This is a genomic window from Saccharomonospora sp. NB11, from assembly GCF_015910535.1.
Classification (GTDB): domain Bacteria; phylum Actinomycetota; class Actinomycetes; order Mycobacteriales; family Pseudonocardiaceae; genus Saccharomonospora.
This window is the reverse complement of sequence record NZ_JACBJG010000006.1, coordinates 233,339-250,595: the sequence shown is the minus strand read 5'-3', so window position 1 is coordinate 250,595 and position 17,257 is coordinate 233,339. Positions and strand designations below refer to the sequence as shown.

16 protein-coding genes are annotated in these 17,257 nt (G+C 71.2%); 12 read left to right on the top strand and 4 right to left on the bottom strand.

All coding sequences use genetic code 11. The features are described 5' to 3' along the window. Window positions 1-229 precede the first annotated feature (229 nt). The 9 genes from JAV51_RS11710 (at window position 230) to JAV51_RS11670 (ending at window position 9,737) form a co-directional block, all read left to right on the top strand. Window positions 230-517 carry a chorismate mutase gene (locus JAV51_RS11710; RefSeq protein ID WP_197320718.1) on the top strand — a complete coding sequence of 96 codons (288 nt, stop codon included), beginning with the start codon at window positions 230-232 and terminating at the stop codon, window positions 515-517. A 93-nt stretch (window positions 518-610) separates the two neighbouring features. Continuing rightward, window positions 611-922 (top strand): hypothetical protein, encoded by a 312-nt coding sequence (locus JAV51_RS11705; protein ID WP_197320717.1) that lies wholly within the window; start codon window positions 611-613, stop codon window positions 920-922. Window positions 923-1,190: 268 nt separating this feature from the next. Further along, on the top strand, window positions 1,191-2,402 hold the full coding sequence (locus JAV51_RS11700) for a hypothetical protein (RefSeq protein ID WP_197320716.1): 1,212 nt from the start codon (window positions 1,191-1,193) through the stop codon (window positions 2,400-2,402). A gap of 311 nt (window positions 2,403-2,713) precedes the next feature. Continuing rightward, the gene (locus JAV51_RS11695; RefSeq protein WP_231641898.1) at window positions 2,714-3,109 is read left to right on the top strand and encodes a hypothetical protein; all 396 of its coding nucleotides are present in this window, start codon (window positions 2,714-2,716) and stop codon (window positions 3,107-3,109) included. A 167-nt stretch (window positions 3,110-3,276) separates the two neighbouring features. After that, window positions 3,277-4,965, top strand: a complete 1,689-nt coding sequence (locus JAV51_RS11690) for a serine/threonine-protein kinase (RefSeq protein ID WP_197320714.1) — start codon at window positions 3,277-3,279, stop codon at window positions 4,963-4,965. 54 nt (window positions 4,966-5,019) lie between these two features. Beyond that, the gene (locus tag JAV51_RS11685) at window positions 5,020-5,970 is read left to right on the top strand and encodes a serine/threonine-protein kinase (RefSeq protein ID WP_197320713.1); all 951 of its coding nucleotides are present in this window, start codon (window positions 5,020-5,022) and stop codon (window positions 5,968-5,970) included. A 160-nt stretch (window positions 5,971-6,130) separates the two neighbouring features. Continuing rightward, window positions 6,131-7,081: a glycosyltransferase family 2 protein gene (locus tag JAV51_RS11680; RefSeq protein WP_197320712.1), complete on the top strand. Its 951-nt coding sequence runs from the start codon at window positions 6,131-6,133 to the stop codon at window positions 7,079-7,081. Beyond that, window positions 7,066-7,467 (top strand): GtrA family protein, encoded by a 402-nt coding sequence (locus tag JAV51_RS11675; RefSeq protein ID WP_197320711.1) that lies wholly within the window; start codon window positions 7,066-7,068, stop codon window positions 7,465-7,467. The genes JAV51_RS11680 and JAV51_RS11675 overlap by 16 nt, the downstream gene beginning before the upstream one ends. Continuing rightward, window positions 7,464-9,737: a hypothetical protein gene (locus JAV51_RS11670; RefSeq protein ID WP_197320710.1), complete on the top strand. Its 2,274-nt coding sequence runs from the start codon at window positions 7,464-7,466 to the stop codon at window positions 9,735-9,737. Before JAV51_RS11675 ends, JAV51_RS11670 begins: the two co-directional genes overlap by 4 nt. Here the strand turns inward: JAV51_RS11670 and JAV51_RS11665 are convergent. Next, window positions 9,695-10,369, bottom strand: a complete 675-nt coding sequence (locus JAV51_RS11665) for a response regulator transcription factor (RefSeq protein WP_005443401.1) — start codon at window positions 10,367-10,369, stop codon at window positions 9,695-9,697. The two genes, JAV51_RS11670 and JAV51_RS11665, sit on opposite strands and share 43 nt — an antisense overlap. After that, on the bottom strand, window positions 10,366-11,823 hold the full coding sequence (locus tag JAV51_RS11660) for an ATP-binding protein (RefSeq protein ID WP_197320709.1): 1,458 nt from the start codon (window positions 11,821-11,823) through the stop codon (window positions 10,366-10,368). The genes JAV51_RS11665 and JAV51_RS11660 overlap by 4 nt, the downstream gene beginning before the upstream one ends. 103 nt (window positions 11,824-11,926) lie before the next feature. Here JAV51_RS11660 and JAV51_RS11655 point away from each other — a divergent pair, with 103 nt between their 5' ends. Beyond that, on the top strand, window positions 11,927-13,177 hold the full coding sequence (locus tag JAV51_RS11655) for a PspC domain-containing protein (protein WP_197320708.1): 1,251 nt from the start codon (window positions 11,927-11,929) through the stop codon (window positions 13,175-13,177). After that, window positions 13,170-13,391: a hypothetical protein gene (locus JAV51_RS11650; RefSeq protein WP_197320707.1), complete on the top strand. Its 222-nt coding sequence runs from the start codon at window positions 13,170-13,172 to the stop codon at window positions 13,389-13,391. Before JAV51_RS11655 ends, JAV51_RS11650 begins: the two co-directional genes overlap by 8 nt. Before the next feature lie 45 nt (window positions 13,392-13,436). On the opposite strand, the gene JAV51_RS11645 is transcribed toward JAV51_RS11650, so the two are convergent. Both JAV51_RS11645 and guaA read right to left on the bottom strand, forming a co-directional pair. Then, window positions 13,437-14,219 (bottom strand): E3 ubiquitin ligase family protein, encoded by a 783-nt coding sequence (locus JAV51_RS11645; RefSeq protein WP_197320706.1) that lies wholly within the window; start codon window positions 14,217-14,219, stop codon window positions 13,437-13,439. A 28-nt stretch (window positions 14,220-14,247) separates the two neighbouring features. Then, window positions 14,248-15,792 carry a glutamine-hydrolyzing GMP synthase gene (guaA, locus tag JAV51_RS11640; RefSeq protein WP_197320705.1) on the bottom strand — a complete coding sequence of 515 codons (1,545 nt, stop codon included), beginning with the start codon at window positions 15,790-15,792 and terminating at the stop codon, window positions 14,248-14,250. Between the two features lie 103 nt (window positions 15,793-15,895). Between guaA and JAV51_RS11635 the strand changes: the two genes are divergently transcribed. Then, the gene (locus JAV51_RS11635; RefSeq protein ID WP_231641897.1) at window positions 15,896-17,251 is read left to right on the top strand and encodes an aldehyde dehydrogenase family protein; all 1,356 of its coding nucleotides are present in this window, start codon (window positions 15,896-15,898) and stop codon (window positions 17,249-17,251) included. Window positions 17,252-17,257 lie beyond the last annotated feature (6 nt).

Sequence of the window (17,257 nt, the reverse complement as noted above, 5' to 3'; positions counted from 1 at the left end):
CGCCGCGCCGCGTGCGGTCCACGTCACCGCGGGCCTCGGAAGGGGTTCGATGTGGCATACTCGACGACGTGCGACACGACGCGTTCCGATTTTTCTACGGGATCCGGACTCCGGCTCCCGTGATCGCGTAGTGCCACCCAGTCATCACGAAAGCCTCGGAGTCCACCGGACCCCGGGGCTTTCGTCGTCTCGGGGACCGGACCACCTCCACGACTGAGAAGAGGTCACGATGAACGCCCAGACCCGCGACACCGACCACGACGCCCGCCCGGCCGCCGAGGAGATCGACGAGCTCCGCAAGGAGATCGACTGGCTCGACGCCGAGATCCTTCGCCTCGTGAAGCGACGTGCCGAGGTGTCGAAGACGATCGGCGCCGCCCGGATGGCCGCCGGAGGCCCGCGCATCGTCTACAACCGCGAGATGGACGTGCTCGCGCGCTACCGGGAGCTGGGCCCCGAAGGGCGGCAGCTCGCCATGGCGCTGCTGAACCTCGGTCGAGGCCGCCTCGGGCGCTGACACCGACGACGTTCGGCGTCGTTTCGGTACCGTTGTCCGATCTCAGGGATTCCCCTGACCCGGATCGGGCCGACGCGACGGCACACTGGTGTCATGGACATCGTCAACATCATCGCCGTCGTGGCCGCGATCGCGAGCCTGCTCGCCGCGCTCGCCCACGTCGGTTACCTGGCCTTGCTGAACAGTGCGGCGAACAAGCGAGCAGGCGGCGGCCCGATCGCCGACTACGTGCGCTCGCGGTGGCCGATCGCGGGCGGCACGACAGCGGCCTCCGTGGTTGCTCTGCTCTTCACCGCGGGCGGCACCGTGATGGACATCCTCGCCGTGTTGCTGGCCGTGGGCTCGGGTGCGGTGGCGACGAAGGCACTCCAGTCGACGCAGGCCCGCTACCGCAGCGGTAGCTGAGGAGGAGGCACGACGCCGACGTGCCACCGGGCGCATGAGGCTCGCGCCCCTAGAGAGTGAATCGGACGGACGTCGGCGTTCAGTGCCCGCCGCCGGGTCGAAAAGCTCCTACTCTGCTTCAGGTGAGCGCGAGGGGTGGCACGAACGCCGATCGGTCCGCACGCGCGAGACCGAGGGCAGCGACGTGGGCGGACGGCCTCCCTCGCTCGGGCCCCACGGCGACCCCGGCACACGGGGGCGCAGCAGCGGGAGGAGGCGTCCACCCGGCATGACCGGACATTTCGACGTTCCCCATGGCGACCTTCCTGGTCGCGACAGCGGCGACGAGGACACCGGGCGCATCGGTGTCATCGACGTCCTGGACGACCCGGGAGACGGGCTCGACGACCACGGGCCCGACCCCGGCGAGACGTCGGGGCACCGACACCGGCCCGCACCGGGACGGTGGATCCCCGCGGCTCACGGCGGAGGCACCTCGCACGCCCGCACCGAACCACTCCCCCGTGTCCCCACGGGCCACGACGGTGACGGCGACGAGGACGACTCCGACGACTACCCCGAGGTCCGGGGCGTGCTGGCCCTGGACGACGAGGTGCCGCGATCCCGCCGCACCCGACGCAGACGGGTCCTGCTGACCACGGCCTCCGACGCCGAGGGCGACGAGGACGTTCGCGTGTACTCGTCCGGCCCTCGCGGTCTCGGCACCTTCGATCTCGGCTCGGTGCCCGCGTCGGTGACGCCGCCCCGGACGTGGCGCAAGGCGGCCTGGTTCGCCAGCGTGGCGTCGGGGGCCGCCGTGGCGGCGATGCTCATGGCGGGCTCGGCATTCGTCTCGGACTCCACCGACGCCACCCGGGCCCTGGACACCTGGCCCGGGCCGAACTCGCCCCAACCGACCCTGCCGGGCAACGACGGCAACGGCACGCCGCGTACCGGCGAGAACACCACCGAACCGGCTGGTCCGTCGGCCACCACGTCCGCGCAAGAGGGAGCCGACGGCACCCGTGGCGCGCTCGCGACCCACGACACCACGTCCCCGACCGCCGCGGAGGCCGCGGAGGACGTCGCCGACGGCGGCGAACCAGCTCAGGACGGCACGAACGACACCGACGGCGTCGCGGTGCCACCGAAACCGCCGGTCACCCCCGCGCCCACCGAGCGGGCCCCCGTCGTGCTGTGGTCCAAGCACGACAGCGACCTGCTCGCGCAGCGCTCGCAGCAGTACTTCGACACCGTGACCGAGGATCCGCACGCGGCACACGCGCTCACCACCGGCGAGCTGGCCGCGCAGGGACCGGAAGGACTCGCCGACCGCTACGCCGACGTGGCGTACTTCGAGGTCCAGGAGGTCTTCGTCGACTCCCGCGAGGGCTACACGTTGAACACGGTGAAGGTCACCTACACCGACGGCACCACGGAGATCCAGACCCGCAAGCTCGTCTTCTCCGACGACGAGCGGATCGCCGCCGACCTCGCCTGACGGAGGCGCGCTCGGGCCGTCCGACCACGCCTCCTGCACGACGCACCTGCACGACAGCGTGCACGTGCAACGCCGGTTCCATACGTGATCGTTACTCTGCTCGGGTGACGTGACCCGCCGTTCGTCGTGTACCCCGTACTGTCCACCGACAAGTCCTGGTAAACGGCTCCACTAACGAGTTGTCTGGCTCGTGGAGTCCACGCACCGCACGGCAGGACAACGGTCACAACACCACACGCAGGCGAGGGCAGGCAGTGCACGACCGGCGCCAATCCGGGCAGAAACCCACGGTCGTCGTCGACGCTCCCACCGTGCCGAACCTCTCGATCGAGAACCTCGGCATCGGTGTCGACGGCAGGACCATCGACACGACATGCGACCACAACGAGCACGGGGACCACAGCGACCACGGGGAAACGTGCGCTCCGGCCCCCGAGGAACCCGAGAGCCTGCTCGCTCGTCGGGCCAAGCTGATCGCGCTCCTGCTGGCGGCGTTGGCGCTGGTGGGGTCGATGGTGGTCGCGTCGATGCTGGCCGACGACGACGCGGACGACTCCTCGCTCGGGCCACCGACCGTGGCCGGCGTCGAGGACGGTTCCCCACGCCCCGACGTGACCCCGGAGAAGGTGGTTGCGAGGGCGGGCGTCGGTGACGGTCCGCGATCGAGCGTCCACCATGCGACGCCACCGCCGAGACCGACACTGTAAGCTCATCGGCCTTGTAAGCCCGTTACCGTGGCCCTCGATCGGGGTTCGACCGACTCCCCGAGCGTGCCCCCCGTGAGTGCAGAGGGTAATCAGCCTACTCTGACACGGGTCGGTCCTCGGTAAGCCGGCACACGAACTCCGGTATGTGCGAGCCCGAAGGAGGTCGCGTGAGCGACGAGGGTCGCCTGGTCGCCGGCCGCTACCGTGTCATCAAGCGGATCGGGACCGGTGCCATGGGTGCCGTCTGGCAGGCACACGACGACGTGCTGCACAGAACGGTCGCGATCAAGCAGCTCCTGCTCCAACCCGGTCTCGACGAGAACGAGGCCGAGGACGCGCGGCAACGCACCATGCGCGAGGGCAGAATCGCGGCCCGACTCCATCATCCCAACGCGATCACCGTGTTCGACGTGGTGATGGACGACAACGGGCAGCCTTGCCTGATCATGGAGTACCTGCCGTCGACGAGCCTCGCGCAGGAGTTGCAGCAGCACAAGACGCTGCCTCCCGTCGAGGTCGCCAAGATCGGCGCGCAGGTCGCGGCCGCGCTCAAGGAGGCGCACGCCGTCGGCATCGTCCACCGGGACATCAAGCCGGGCAACATCCTGCTCGCGGGCAACGGCACCGTGAAGATCACCGACTTCGGCATCTCGCGGGCCAAGGACGACGTCACGGTCACCAAGACCGGCATGATCGCCGGAACTCCCGCCTACCTGGCCCCCGAGGTGGCCATCGGCGGCGACCCCGGCCCCGAGTCCGACGTCTTCTCGCTCGGCTCCACCCTGTACGCCGCGTCGGAGGGCCAGCCCCCGTTCGGACTCAGCGAGAACACGCTGGGCCTGCTGCACGCCGTGGCCGCGGGACAGATCAACCCACCGCGTCGGTCGGGTCCGCTGACCAGCGTGCTCGCCGTGATGCTGCACCCCGACGTCCGACACCGACCGACGGCGGCCCAGTGCGAGGAGCTGCTCGCAGCCGTCGCACGCGGCGAGACGCCGTTGGGCGGCCCCGGTGGGGAGCCCACTCAGGAACACCCGCGTGCCGACGGCGGCACCGCCGTTCTCGGTGCCGCGGGAGCCGCCGCGCTCGGAGGTGCGGCCGGTGCTGCCGCCGCCAACTACGCGGACGGCCACTCCGGTCGGCTGGGCGACTACGGCGACCGGGACTACGACGACCGGGACTACGACGAGTACTACGACGACCCACGTGCCGGGCAGTCGCACGGCGGCTACGACGAGTACGACGACTACGACCGGTACGACGACTACGACCAGTACGACCGCACGGCCGTCGCACCCGGGCCGCAGCCGACCCGCGCCGTCCCCGTGGAGTCCAGCGCCTACGGCGGCTCCGACGCGTCGGCCGGTGACCGCTACGACGACTACGACGACCGTTACGACGACGACCGCGGCTACGACGGTCCGCCTCCCGCCGAGGACGAGGAGAAGGGCAACTGGAAGGTGCCCGCCGCGATCGGCGCCGTCGTCGTGATCGGCATGGCGGCGTTCGTGATGTGGTTGTTCGGCGGTGGCGGTGAGGACACCACCACCGGTCCCGGCGACCAGCCTCCCGTCGAGGACACCTCGCAGTCGTCCTCGATCATCCCCACCACGGAACCGACGACGACCACCACCGAGGTCGCCGCCACCACGGAACCGGTGGAGCAGGAGAATCCCTTGCCGGTGGACCCGGAGCCGACGTCGGAGGAGACGCCCGAGCCCACCACCGACACCACGACGGACGAGACCACCACGACGCAGAACCCGATCACCTCGACCCCGGACGAGACCGAGGAACCGGAGGAACCGGAGCCCACCACGGTGACGTCGCAGCCGGACCCGGAGGTCACGGGGTGACCGCTGCTGCTTCGTTGATGTGCGTTTGACCGGCATCGCGATACAAGGGGTCGTGTGAAGAAGACCGAAGGCTCACTCGTCGGGGAGCGCTACAGGCTCGACCAGCCGATCGGCCGTGGCCGGGCCGGCATCGTGTGGCTGGCCTTCGACACGATGCTGCACCGCACCGTCGCGGCGAAACCGACGTACCTGGACCCGGAACGTGACCCCGACGAGGCTCGGCGCATCGCGCTCGACGAGGCCAAGCGCGCTATGCAGGTGGTCCATCCGAGCGCCGTGACGGTGTACGACGCGCTCCAGGACGGCGACGACGTCTGGCTCGTCATGGAGTACGTGCCCTCGCGCAACATGGCCGACTTCCTCGCCGAGCACGGCACGCTCACCCCGGAGCAGGCCGGGTACCTCGGTGCGGCGCTCGGTGCAGCGCTCGCCTCCGCGCATGGCTCGGGCGTCATCCACGGCGCCGTGGAACCCGGCAACGTGCTGCTCGCCGACGACGGCGGCGTGAAACTCACCGACATCGGCATCCACGGCGGCAAGCCCAACCCCGCTTACCTCGCGCCCGAGGTGAAGCGGGGCGGTGAACCCACCGTGGCCTCCGACGCGTACGCACTGGGTGCGACCCTGTTCGAGGCGGTGGAAGGGGCTCCTCCCTTCGGGCCGGAGGGCGAGGACGACCCCGTGGTGCCGTCCCGCAGCGGTCCCCTGACCGCCGCGTTGGAGAAGCTGCTGCGTTCCGAGCCCGACCTGCGGCCGACACTCGGGGACACCGTCGCCGCGTTGCGTGCCGTCAGCAAGGGCAGGCAGGCCGGGTTCGTTCCTCCCACGGCTCCGGCCATGCCCACCGTGCCGTTGATGCCGCGGCCACCGCGCGTTCCCCCCGCGAACGCGGCCACCCGTGTGCCCGTGACCGCCGACCCGGCTCCGTCGTCGATGCGGATCGCGCTGTGGGCGGTGGCGGCGCTCGTGGTCGTGCTCGCCGTCATCGCCGTCCTGGTCCTGTAGCGCGCGAGCCACGCGGACCTGTCACCCGTCCGGCGGGAGTTCCCGCCCTGATGCGCTGACATCGCGTTTTCGGTCGCCGCCGCCCGGCAAGCACCGTGGGGAGCCATGGGCCCCGGCCCATCGCTCGTGTCGCGTGCCGGCCGACCGAAAGCAGCGGACAATGCGTCTCTCCGTCGTCGTCCCGTGCTACAACGAGGAGTCCTGCCTTCCCGCCCTTCGGGCGACCCTGCTCCACGTGTTGCCTCCGCTCACGGAGGACTTCGAGGTGGTCCTCGTCGACGACGGCAGCAGCGACGGCACGCTCGACCTGCTGCGCGCGATGGCCCGCTACGACTCGCGCTTCACGTACGTCTCGCTCAGTCGCAACTTCGGCAAGGAAGCCGCCATGCTCGCCGGCCTCCAGCACGCGACCGGCGACCTGGTCGCCATCCTCGACGCCGACCTCCAGCATCCCCCGGAACTGCTGGGTGACATGGTCGCCCTCCTCGACAAGGGCTACGACCAGGTCGTCGCCCGCCGGACCCGCACCGGCGAGGCCAGGCTCCGGACAGCCGCCTCGCGGGCGTACTACCGCGTGATGAACCGGCTCGTCGACGTGGAACTGACCGACGGCGTGGGCGACTTCCGCCTGCTGAGCAGGCGCGCGGTGGACGCGCTGCTGTCGCTGCAGGAACGCAACCGGTTCTCCAAGGGCCTGTTCTCGTGGATCGGGTTCGACACCGCCGTCGTCGACTACGAGAACGTCACCCGCGCGAACGGTGACAGCAAGTGGTCGCTGCGCTCGCTGCTCAACTACGGCATCGACGGCATCCTGTCGTTCAACCACCGGCCGCTGCGGCTCGCCGTCTACCTGGGCGCGCTGTGCACCGCCGCCGCGTTCGGCTACGCGTTGTGGCTCGTGCTGGGGACGCTGCTCAACGGGACCACGGCACCCGGCTACGTCACGATCATGTGCGGCATCATCGGCTTCGGCGGCATGCAGTTGTTGCTCGTCGGCATCGTCGGCGAGTACCTGGGGCGCATCTACCACGAGACGAAACATCGGCCGCACTTCCTCGTGAAGGAGACCAGTCCCGTCGCCGCACCGGAGTCCCCGTGCGTGGACGACTGATCCGGTTCGCCGCCGTCGGCGTGGTGAACACGGCCACCTACGTCGGCCTGTACCTGCTGCTGCGGCTCGTCCTCGGGTATCTCGTCGCCCACGTGGTGGCGTTCGTGCTGGCGATGGTGGGCTCGTACTTCCTCAACTGCCGCTTCACGTTCCGCATCCGCCCGAGCCTGCGGACGTTCCTGCTGTTCCCGCTGTCGAACGCCACGAACTTCGTCGTCAGTTCCGTGGGCCTGTACCTGCTCGTGGACGTGCTCGACGTGAACGACCGGATCGCGCCCCTGCTCGCGGCGGCGGTGGCGATCCCCGTGACGTTCCTGGTGGCCCAGTACATCCTCACCGAACGCCGCGCCCAGCCGCGTTGGGCCGAGCCGGAGGTTCACTCATGACGACCACGATCCCTGCCGACGAGCTGAGAGTCACCCACCCGCAACCCCGCCCCACGCCGTCGCGGGCCACGGGATTCTGGACAGCCACCGGCGTGTGCGTGCTGGTGGCGGTGCTGGCCCAGCTTCCCCTGATCGGCAACCGGATCTTCTACTTCTGGGACGACAGCGCCCAGCAGTTCCTGCCGATGTGGCACCGGTTGGGCGAGCTCGTCGGCAACGGGCAGTGGCTGACGCTGCTGGACGTCGGATCCTGGATGGGCGGCAACCTCGCGGCCGAGGCGTTGTTCGGCGTCTACAACCCGGTCAACGTCGCCAACTTCCTGCTGGTGGCCGCGTTGCCGGACCTGGCGGTGGCCGCCGTGATCGTCAAGACCGAGTTCCTCGTGCTGCTCGCGCTCGGCACATACCTGTTGTGCCGGGAGTACGGTGCCGCCCGTTCCGCCGCCGCCGCGGTGGCGACCGCACTGCCGTTCGCCGGGTTCGTGCTGTACTTCGACGCGAGCGCGTGGGCGTCCGGGCTCATCGCGTTCGCCTGGGTGCCGCACGTCTGGTGGACGACGCGACGCGCGGCCCGGGGCGGGCTGAACCCGCTGTGGGCGTTCGCGGTCTCCGCGCTGGCCGTCACGGCGGGCAACCCGTACGGCGTGCTCGGTGTCGCGCTGGTGTACGTCGGGCTGCTCGTCGAGTTCGCCGTGCGCCGCCGCGCCCGGGGCACCACGGTGGTGGCCGGACTGGGCACGTGTGCCGCGCTGCTGACCCCCCTGGTGTTCCTGCCGCTGCTCGGCAGCTCGTCGGTGACCTGGCGCAGCGACACCACCGTGGTCAACGACGGCTTCCTCGTCCCGGGGCTGACCGACCTGCTGGCCTCCAGCACGCCCACCCACCTGCCCTACATCGGGGTGTTCGGCGGCACGGGCCTGGCGGTGCCCGCCGCCTACTTCGCCTGGTTCGCACTGCCGCTCCTGCCCTGGCTGGACTGGCCGGTGGTCCGGCAACGTTGGCGGCTGCTGCTCGCCCCGCTGGTCGTGGCGGGCACGTTCGCGGTGCTGGCGCTCGGCCCGTCGAAGCTGTGGTTGTTCCGCTGGCCGATCCGACACCTGGAGTACTGCTTCCTCGGCTGTGCCGTCGTCCTTGCCGTGGTGCTGTCGTCGGGGCTGCGCACCGACCGATCCCGTGCCCGCGGGGCCGCGAGCGCGGCGATCGTCGCGCTCGGCGTCTACCTGGCCTGGGCCGCGGAACCCGACCTGTGGGCCTGGCACGTCGGTGGCGGCGTCCTGCTCGCGGTCCTGGTCACCGCGGCCGTCGGGTGGGGCAGGCGCTCGAAGGTCCGGCTCGCCGGGCTGCTGTGCGCGGGCACCGCCGCGGTCCTCGCCCTCCAGCTCGGTCTGGCGCCGAAGAACACCAACGTCTCCCAGCTCTACTACCCGCACTCCGTGACCGACCTGAAGGACCGGTTCGCCGACCGCTATCCCGGCACGGTCATGCAGATCGCCGACATGAGCACGGCCGAACGCACCCTCGGCCTGCACCCGGACGGCGCGTGGCGGTACTTCCTGTTCGGCAACCTGCACTCCGTCGCGGGAGTCGACTCGCTCGTCTCCTACACCGGCCTCGGCTACCTCGACTTCGTCGACGCCTTCTGCCTCGACAACTCCGGGTCCACGATCTGCCCCGAGGCGTGGGACGCGCTGTGGCGGCCCACCGACCACGACGGCGCTCCCCTGGCCGACCTGCTCGGCGTGACCACGGTGGTGGTGCAGAACGCTCTCGTACCCACGTCCGCCACCGTCGACGGCCCGGCGGGCTGGCGGGTCCGCGAACGCGACGAGGTCGTCACGGTCCTGGAACGCGAGTCACCGCTGCCGTGGCCGGACTCGACGCTGACGTGGGCCTCGGCCGGCCTGGACGTCACCTCCGCCGCCACCACGCACACGACGACGGGCGCGACCACGGAGACCGTGCGCTTCGCCGCAGCCGACCCGACCCGAGAACATCGGCTCGTCTTCTCCCGGCTGGGCTGGCCCGGCTACCGCGCGGACGTCGACGGCGTCGAAGTCCCGGTGGAGACCACCGAAGCCGGGCTGATCACCGTCACCGTGCCCGCGGGCGTGCAGGCGGGCACGCTCACCCTGGAGTGGAGCCCACCCGGCCAGACACTCGGCATCGCGTCGGCCGCGCTCGGCGTCCTGGGCGCGCTGGCCCTGGCCGTCGTGGCCCCGCGCTGGAGTCAGACCAGCCGACGGTCGGAGGCCCAGCGGGAGAGTTCGTAGCGGTTCGACAACTGTGTCTTGCGCAGGACGCTCGACACGTGCGTCTCCACCGTCTTCACCGAGATGAACAGCTCGGACGCGATCTCCTTGTAGGCGTAGCCACGCGCGAGCAGGCGCAGCACGTCACGTTCGCGGGGCGTCAACAGGTCGAGGTCCGGGTCGTTGATCGGTTCGGCGCCCGGGCGGTCGGCGAACGCGTCGAGCACGAACCCCGCCAGTCGGGGCGAGAACACGGCGTCCCCGTCGGCCACCCTGAGCACCGCCCGCACCAACTCGCGCGACGAGATCGTCTTGGTGACGTAGCCGCGAGCGCCGGCCCGGATCACGGCGATGACGTCCTCCGCGGCGTCGGACACCGACAACGCGAGGAAGACCACGTCCGGCAGCTCGGGCCGAACCCGGCGCAGCACCTCCGCGCCCCCACCGTCGGGCATGTGGACGTCCAGCAGCACCACCTGCGGCCTCACCCGGCGGATGGCGGCCACGGCCTCCCCCACCGACCCGGCCTCGCCGACCACGCGGACCTCGTCGCTGACCGACTCCAACTCCGTCCGCGCCCCCGCGCGAAACAACGCGTGGTCGTCGACGAGAAAGACGGTGACGGGTCGCTTCTGCTGCTCGCCTGTGGTCACGTCGCCCCCTGAGCGCTCCTGTCCGCGGACCTGCGCGGCATCTCCAACTGCACCTCGGTGCCCTCGCCCGGCGCGGTCCGCAACCGGCACGTGCCACCGTTGCGTTCCATCCTGCCCTTGATGGAGTCGGCAAGACCATGCCGGTCCTTCCCCACGGCCTCGGGATCGAAGCCCCGCCCCCGATCGCGGACGAACACCGTCACCGCGTCGTGCTCCACCTCCGCGTACACGCTGACCTCCTCGACGCCCGCGTGCTTGGCCGCGTTGACGATCGCCTCGCGCGCTGCCTGGATCAACGCCCCGAGCCGGTCGTCGACCTCGACCTCCCCGCCGACCACCACCTGCTGCACGGAGATCGCGAACGTGTCCTCCACCTCGCCGCACGCGGTGGCCAACGCCTCCGACAGGTTCGTGGTCCGGGTTCGCCCCGAGTTCGTGGAGCTGCCGTAACCCGACGGTCCGTACAGCCACTGCCGGAGTTGCCGCTCCTGGCTGCGGGCCAGCCGGGCCACCTCACGCGGCATGTCGGCCTGCTTCTGGATCAGCGCGAGGGTCTGCAACACCGAGTCGTGCAGGTGGGCGGCGATCTCGGCGCGCTCCTCCGTCCGGATCCTCGCGCGGCGTTCCTCCCCGAGATCGCGGATGAGGCGCAGCCAGAACGGCACCGTCAGCACCGCGACTCCGACGAGGGTCGCGAGCACCGCGATCAGGGCGAACTGAACCTGGTCGAGGCTGCCGCCCCGGAAGACCACGACGCCGATGCCCGCCACCACGAGCGCCACACCCGCGAGCACCCGCACGGCAGGCCGGACACCGCCGCCACCGAGCACCCCCGCGACCCCGGTGCGGGCCCCGTCCCGCCACCGCCTGCGCTGGGACTCGTCGGCCTCCCGCCACACCACGGCGGCACCGACCAGCGCGACGGCCAACGGCACCCCGACCCAACCGCTGAACAGACCGGTGAGGGCACTGCCCACCACGGCGAGGCCGAGCCCCAACGCGACCAAGCCGTACGTCTGCTGTCGTTCCTTGGCCGACACCGGCGGGTTCTTCTCGTCCCCCGGCTGTTGCGGCACGAACATCCACAGCAGCGCGTAGGCGAGCAACCCCATGCCACCGAACGCCGCGAGCACCGCGAACGTGGCCCGCACCCACAGCACCTTGACGCCGAGATGGTCGGCAAGACCGCCCGCGACCCCCGCGAGCGCCCGACCACCTCGGCGGCGATACATCTTCGGCGGCATGTCCCCGTCCGCCGCCGATGCTGGGTGCCGACCACCCGGCGGATCCACGGCCGCGTCCACCCCCGAACCGGACGCGGCCTCGTTCCCCCGCGCTTCCGCGGTCGTGGCCGCACCGGTGCCCGTGCGGTCCTCCCCCTCGGTGGACACGCGATCGCCGGTCACCTGCTGCTCCACCCGTCCATCGTCACACGTCGCACCCCGCCCGTTCATCGGGGAAACCCCTGAACCTGTCCCGGACAACGGGCCGTCCCCCGGGGAAGGTTCAGGGTTGTTCCCCGATGTGTCGAGCGGATTTTCCCCGCATGCTGTCGACATGGACCACACGACGGGTTCGGCGAAACCTCTCCACGGATTCGAGGACACGGTGAAGGACTTCTGGGTCTCCCGGCCTCGACGACCTCACCACGGTCGCAAGGTGGCGGGGGTGGCTGCCGGTATCGGCAACCGGTACGGGATCGACCCGACCGTCGTGCGGGTCGCGTTCGTCGTGCTGACCGTGCTCGGAGGCATCGGCGTCGCCCTCTACCTGCTGGGCGTCCTCCTCTTCGCCGAGGGCGACGACCCGGTGTCGGGGATGGAGAGCCTGTTCGGCAAGGGGCACAGCTCGATGGCGAAGAGCACCGTGATCGTCCTGTGTGTGGTGCTGCTGCCGGTGGCGTTGTGGACCTTCGCCGACCACACCTGGATGGACGGCGGCACGTTCGTCGGTCTGGCGCTCGTCGCGGGGAGCCTCTATCTGCTGCACCGCAGCAGGGGGCAATACCGTCGGCCTGCGCCGACGGGCGTGCGGACGGACACGGCGGCAATGGGGACAGCGGCCACGGGCGCCGGGGGAGCGCCCGTGTCGCAGGCAGTCGTGACCTGGGACCCGTTGGGGGCGGATCCTCTCGGCTGGCGGCTGCCGGGCGCGGACGTGCCCACCCCGACGACTCCGCCGGAGCCCCCCGCACCGCAACGCCGGAAGTCCCGGATCGGCGTCGCGGCCGCGGGCCTGGCCCTGGCGGTCGGAGGGGTGGGCGCGGCGCTGGCCGCCGAGGGCGTGCCATGGTTCACCCCGGCACACGTGGTCGGGCTCATGCTCGGGGTGCTCGGTCTCGGCATGGTGGTGGGCGCGTTCTTCGGGGGGAGCCGCGGACTCGTGTGGCTGGCGCTGCCGTTGGCGATGGCCGGACTCGTCCTCACCACGATCCCGAGCGAGCACCTGCGGGGCGGCTTCGGCAATCTCGTCGCCAGGCCCACCTCGGCGGAGCAGGTGCTCCCCGTCTACGCGAGGACCGCAGGCAACGTGCACCTCGACCTCAGGGAACTGTCGGGCGACGACCGGGTCACCACGACCGTCCGCACCGGTGCGGGCCCCGTCACGGTGCAGGTCCCCGCGGACGCCGACGTCTGGTACACCTGCTCCGCCCGGGTCGGCACCCTCGACTGCCTCGGCCGGAGTCAGACCGGGCTCAACCCGCCGGCGCTGCGCGGCCACGACTACGGTGTCGACGGCGAAGGTGGACCGCACATCACCCTGACCGCCGAGGCCGGGGCCGGACCCGTGGAGGTAATCCGTGGCTGACCCCGCCGATGAGCGCACTCCCGCCTCGCGCAGCACCGACCCCGTCACCCTGCTGGCAGGAGTCGTCACCCTGTTCGTCTCGCTCTACGTCCTCTCGGACGCACACACGTGGTTCCCGAACCTGGACCTGCGCTGGGTCCTGGGCGGCGGGGCCGCGCTCGTGGGGGTGTTGATGCTGGTGGCCTCGATGCGACCCCGCAAGTCGCAACGCTGAGGCGCCGGCACAAGCGCTGAGGGCCCGGCGCGACGGGTCCGCCCGTCAGACGAACAGGGCACTCACGAGGAACCCGACGCCGAGCACACAGCTCGCGATCGTCCCGGCGGCCAGGAGCTTGTGCCGCTGCACCCGGCTCGCGCGCAGCTCCTCCTCGGTGCGCGTGGAGATGATGAAGTGGCCCTTGTCGGCCGGCTTGCCGATCACGAGCGGGCCGATGCGGTCGTGGACCTCACCGAGGATGTACAGCCGCTGACCAGGGCGGATGACCCATTCCTTGTAGTCGTAGCCGATGGTGCTGTCGCTGCGGCCGAACAACGCAGGCAGCCGGATACCGAACAGGTCGACGCCACCACGGTCGTCGTGGTGCGGCTCGAACCGCGACACCGTCTGCTCGACACCGTCGGGGTTCGTGCCGTTCGGGTCGACGCCGATGGTGCGCCCCTCGTTGTCGATGACGGCGTACCCCTGGTGGGAGGTGTGCTCGGCGACGCGTTCGGTGCGCTTGCGCCGATGCCGCTTGCCGTCCCGGTACTCGATCACCTCGTAGTGCCGGTCGATGCGGTACCGGTACCAGACGCACTCGGTCTTCGACAGCTCCGCCGTCAACGGGCCCTCGGGCCGGGGATGTGCCGCACCCACGACCTCGGCCGTCTTACGGAACGACCCGGTGCCCCCGACCTCGTCGGAGGCGCTCCGGTACCGCTCCAGCTCAGGGATCGACAGTGTCTCGGTGCCGATCATCGCGTGCAGTTCGTCGCGCGTGTGCTTCATGTAGAAGAACGCGCCCACCGCGACGACCAGCAGCACCACGCCCACGATCCACACCGCTATCCACCCCCGGGGCCCGCGTCGTTCACTCCCACTCGATCGTCCCCGGCGGCTTGCTGGTCACGTCCAGCACCACACGGTTCACCTCGGCCACCTCGTTGGTGATCCGGGTGGAGATGCGCTCGAGCACGTCGTAGGGTAGCCGAGCCCAGTCGGCGGTCATGGCGTCTTCGCTCGAAACCGGGCGCAACACCACGGGATGACCGTATGTGCGGCCATCTCCCTGCACCCCGACGCTGCGCACGTCGGCGAGCAGCACCACCGGGCACTGCCAGATGTCGGAGTCCAGCCCGGCCGCCGTGAGTTCCTCGCGGGCGATGGCGTCCGCCGCCCGCAGCGTCTCCAACCGGTCGGCGGTCACCGCGCCGATGATGCGGATGCCCAGACCGGGGCCGGGGAACGGCTGCCGGTGCACGATCGTCTCGGGGAGCCCCAGTTCGAGACCGACCCTGCGAACCTCGTCCTTGAACAGCAGCCGCAGCGGCTCCACCAGCGTGAACTGCAGGTCGTCGGGCAGCCCGCCCACGTTGTGGTGGCTCTTGATGTTGGATGTGCCCGCACCGCCGCCGGACTCCACCACGTCCGGGTACAGCGTGCCCTGGACGAGGAACTGGACGTCCTCCTTCGCGTTCACCTCACGCGCCGCCTGCTCGAAGACGCGGATGAACTCCCGACCGATGATCTTGCGCTTCTGCTCGGGGTCCGTGACCCCCTCCAGCGCGGTGAGGAACCGGTCGGCCGCGTCCACCGTGACGAGCTTGACGCCCGTGGCCGCGACGAAGTCCCGTTCGACCTGCGCGCGCTCCCCCGCGCGCAACAACCCGTGGTCGACGAACACACACGTCAACCGGTCGCCGATCGCACGCTGGACCAGCGCGGCGGCCACCGCGGAGTCCACGCCACCCGAAAGTCCGCAGATCGCGTGCCCGTCACCCACCTGAGCCCGGATGCGCTCCACCTGGTCGTCGACGATCGAGGACGTCGTCCACCTCGGGCGAACCCCGGCGATCTCGTGCAGGAACCGCCGCAGCACCTCCTGGCCGTGGGGCGAGTGCGCCACCTCGGGGTGGTACTGCACGCCCGCCAGCTTGCGCTCGGGGTCCTCGAAGCCCGCCACCGGCGCGCCCTCGCTGCCCGCCGTCACGGCGAAGCCCTCGGGGGCCTTCGTGACGCAGTCGCCGTGGCTCATCCACACCGGGTGCCGGGCGGGCAGTGCCTCGTGCAACGTGCCGCCGGTGACGCCGAGCTCGGTGCGGCCGAACTCACGGGTGCCGGTGTGCTCGACCGTGCCGCCCAAGGCCTTCGCCATCGCCTGGAAGCCGTAGCAGATGCCGAACACGGGAACTCCCGCGTCGAACAGCGCCGGGTCGACGCCCGGGGCGTCCTCCGCGTACACGCTCGCGGGACCGCCCGAGAGGATGATGGCGGACGGGTTGCGTTCGAGGAGCTCGTCGACCGGGGTCGTGTGCGGCACGACCTCCGCGTACACCTGGGCCTCGCGGACCCGCCGGGCGATGAGCTGCGCGTACTGCGCGCCGTAGTCCACCACGAGCACGGGGCCATCTGACACTGTCGAACTCCTCACCAGTCGGCCTTCGAGACGAAAAGTCTGCCCCCATCGTCGCAGGCCCACCGCCGAGCGATTCGCCCAGGTGGCGGTTACGGTCACGCGCATGGAGCCGATGGACGCGGTCACCCCGAGCCCCCGTGAGACGTGGGTCGACGGACGCCCCGAACAGGCCGAGGACACCGCCTCCGTCCACCACCCCTACGACGGCACCGAGGTCGCCACCGTGTGCCTGCCGAGCCCCGCGCAGGTGGAGCGGGCGGTGGCCGGCGCGACGCGTTTCGCGGGCAGAACGCGGTCGACACCCCCGCACACCCGCGCCCTCCTCCTCGACCGGCTCGCCGCGGCTGTCGAGGCCCGCGCCGACGAGTTCGCCGAACTGCGCACCGCCGAGGCCGCCACGCCACTGGCCCACGCGGCCACCGAGGTGGCTCTCGCGGTCGCGACGTTGCGGCACGCGGCGCATTTCGCGGGCGAAACGCGGTCCGAGACCCACCTCGCGGAGCCGCTCACCCCGCCCACCCGGCCGACCGTGCGGGTCCTCCGGCAGGTGCCACGCGGAATCGCACTCGGCCTCGTCCCGCCGTCCCGAGCGCTGGCGAGCGCGTCGCGCGTGGTCGGCGCCGCCCTCGCCGTGGGCGCGCCCGTGGTGCTCGCTCCCCCACCGCAGGCCTCGCTGTCCACGCTCGCGCTCGCGGAGGTGCTCGCCGACTCGCTGGCCGAGACGGGCGCACCGACGGAGTCGTTCTCGGTCCTGCCCACTCGGACGCCCGACCTGCTGGCCGCCGACTCCCGGCTGTGCCCGCTGCCCACACCCGCAGGCCACTCACACGTCACCGTGCTGCCCGACTGGCCGGACGTCGAGGGTGCGGCGGCGACCGTGGCCGCGTCGGTGGTCGACTGGGAAGGTCGCATCCACCTGCCCGTCCGACACGTCGTGGTGCCCGCGCCGCTGGCCGACCGCGTGGAGTCGGCGCTCACCGAGGCACTGTCCTCCCACGTCGTGGGCGACCCCTACGACACGGCCGTCACGGTCGGCGCGTTGCCCGACGAGGACGCCGCCCGCCGGTCGTTGGCCTGGGTCGCCGAGGCGCGGTCCCGCGGAGGCAGGGTCCTGCTCGGGGGCGATCGGTCGGGCGCCGTCGTCCGTCCCACGGTGGTGACCGGTCTCGCAGTGGACGGCCTTCCCGAGCGGCACCCTCCCGGCCCCGTCGTCACGCTGTCGGTCGCGGACACGGCCGACGCCGCACTCACCACGGCGCTGCACCCGGCCGGTCCCGCACCCAGGGCCGTCGGCGTCTTCACCCGCGACCTCCGGCTCGCTCAGGACCTCGCGGAACGCACGACAGCCGACCGGATCGTCGTCGGCGACGTGCCCCGACACCACCCCGACGACGTCCGCGACACCGCCCGCGCACTCCGACGAGCAGTCGTCACGGAACTCGCCGTCGGCGGCCCCTGACTCGTC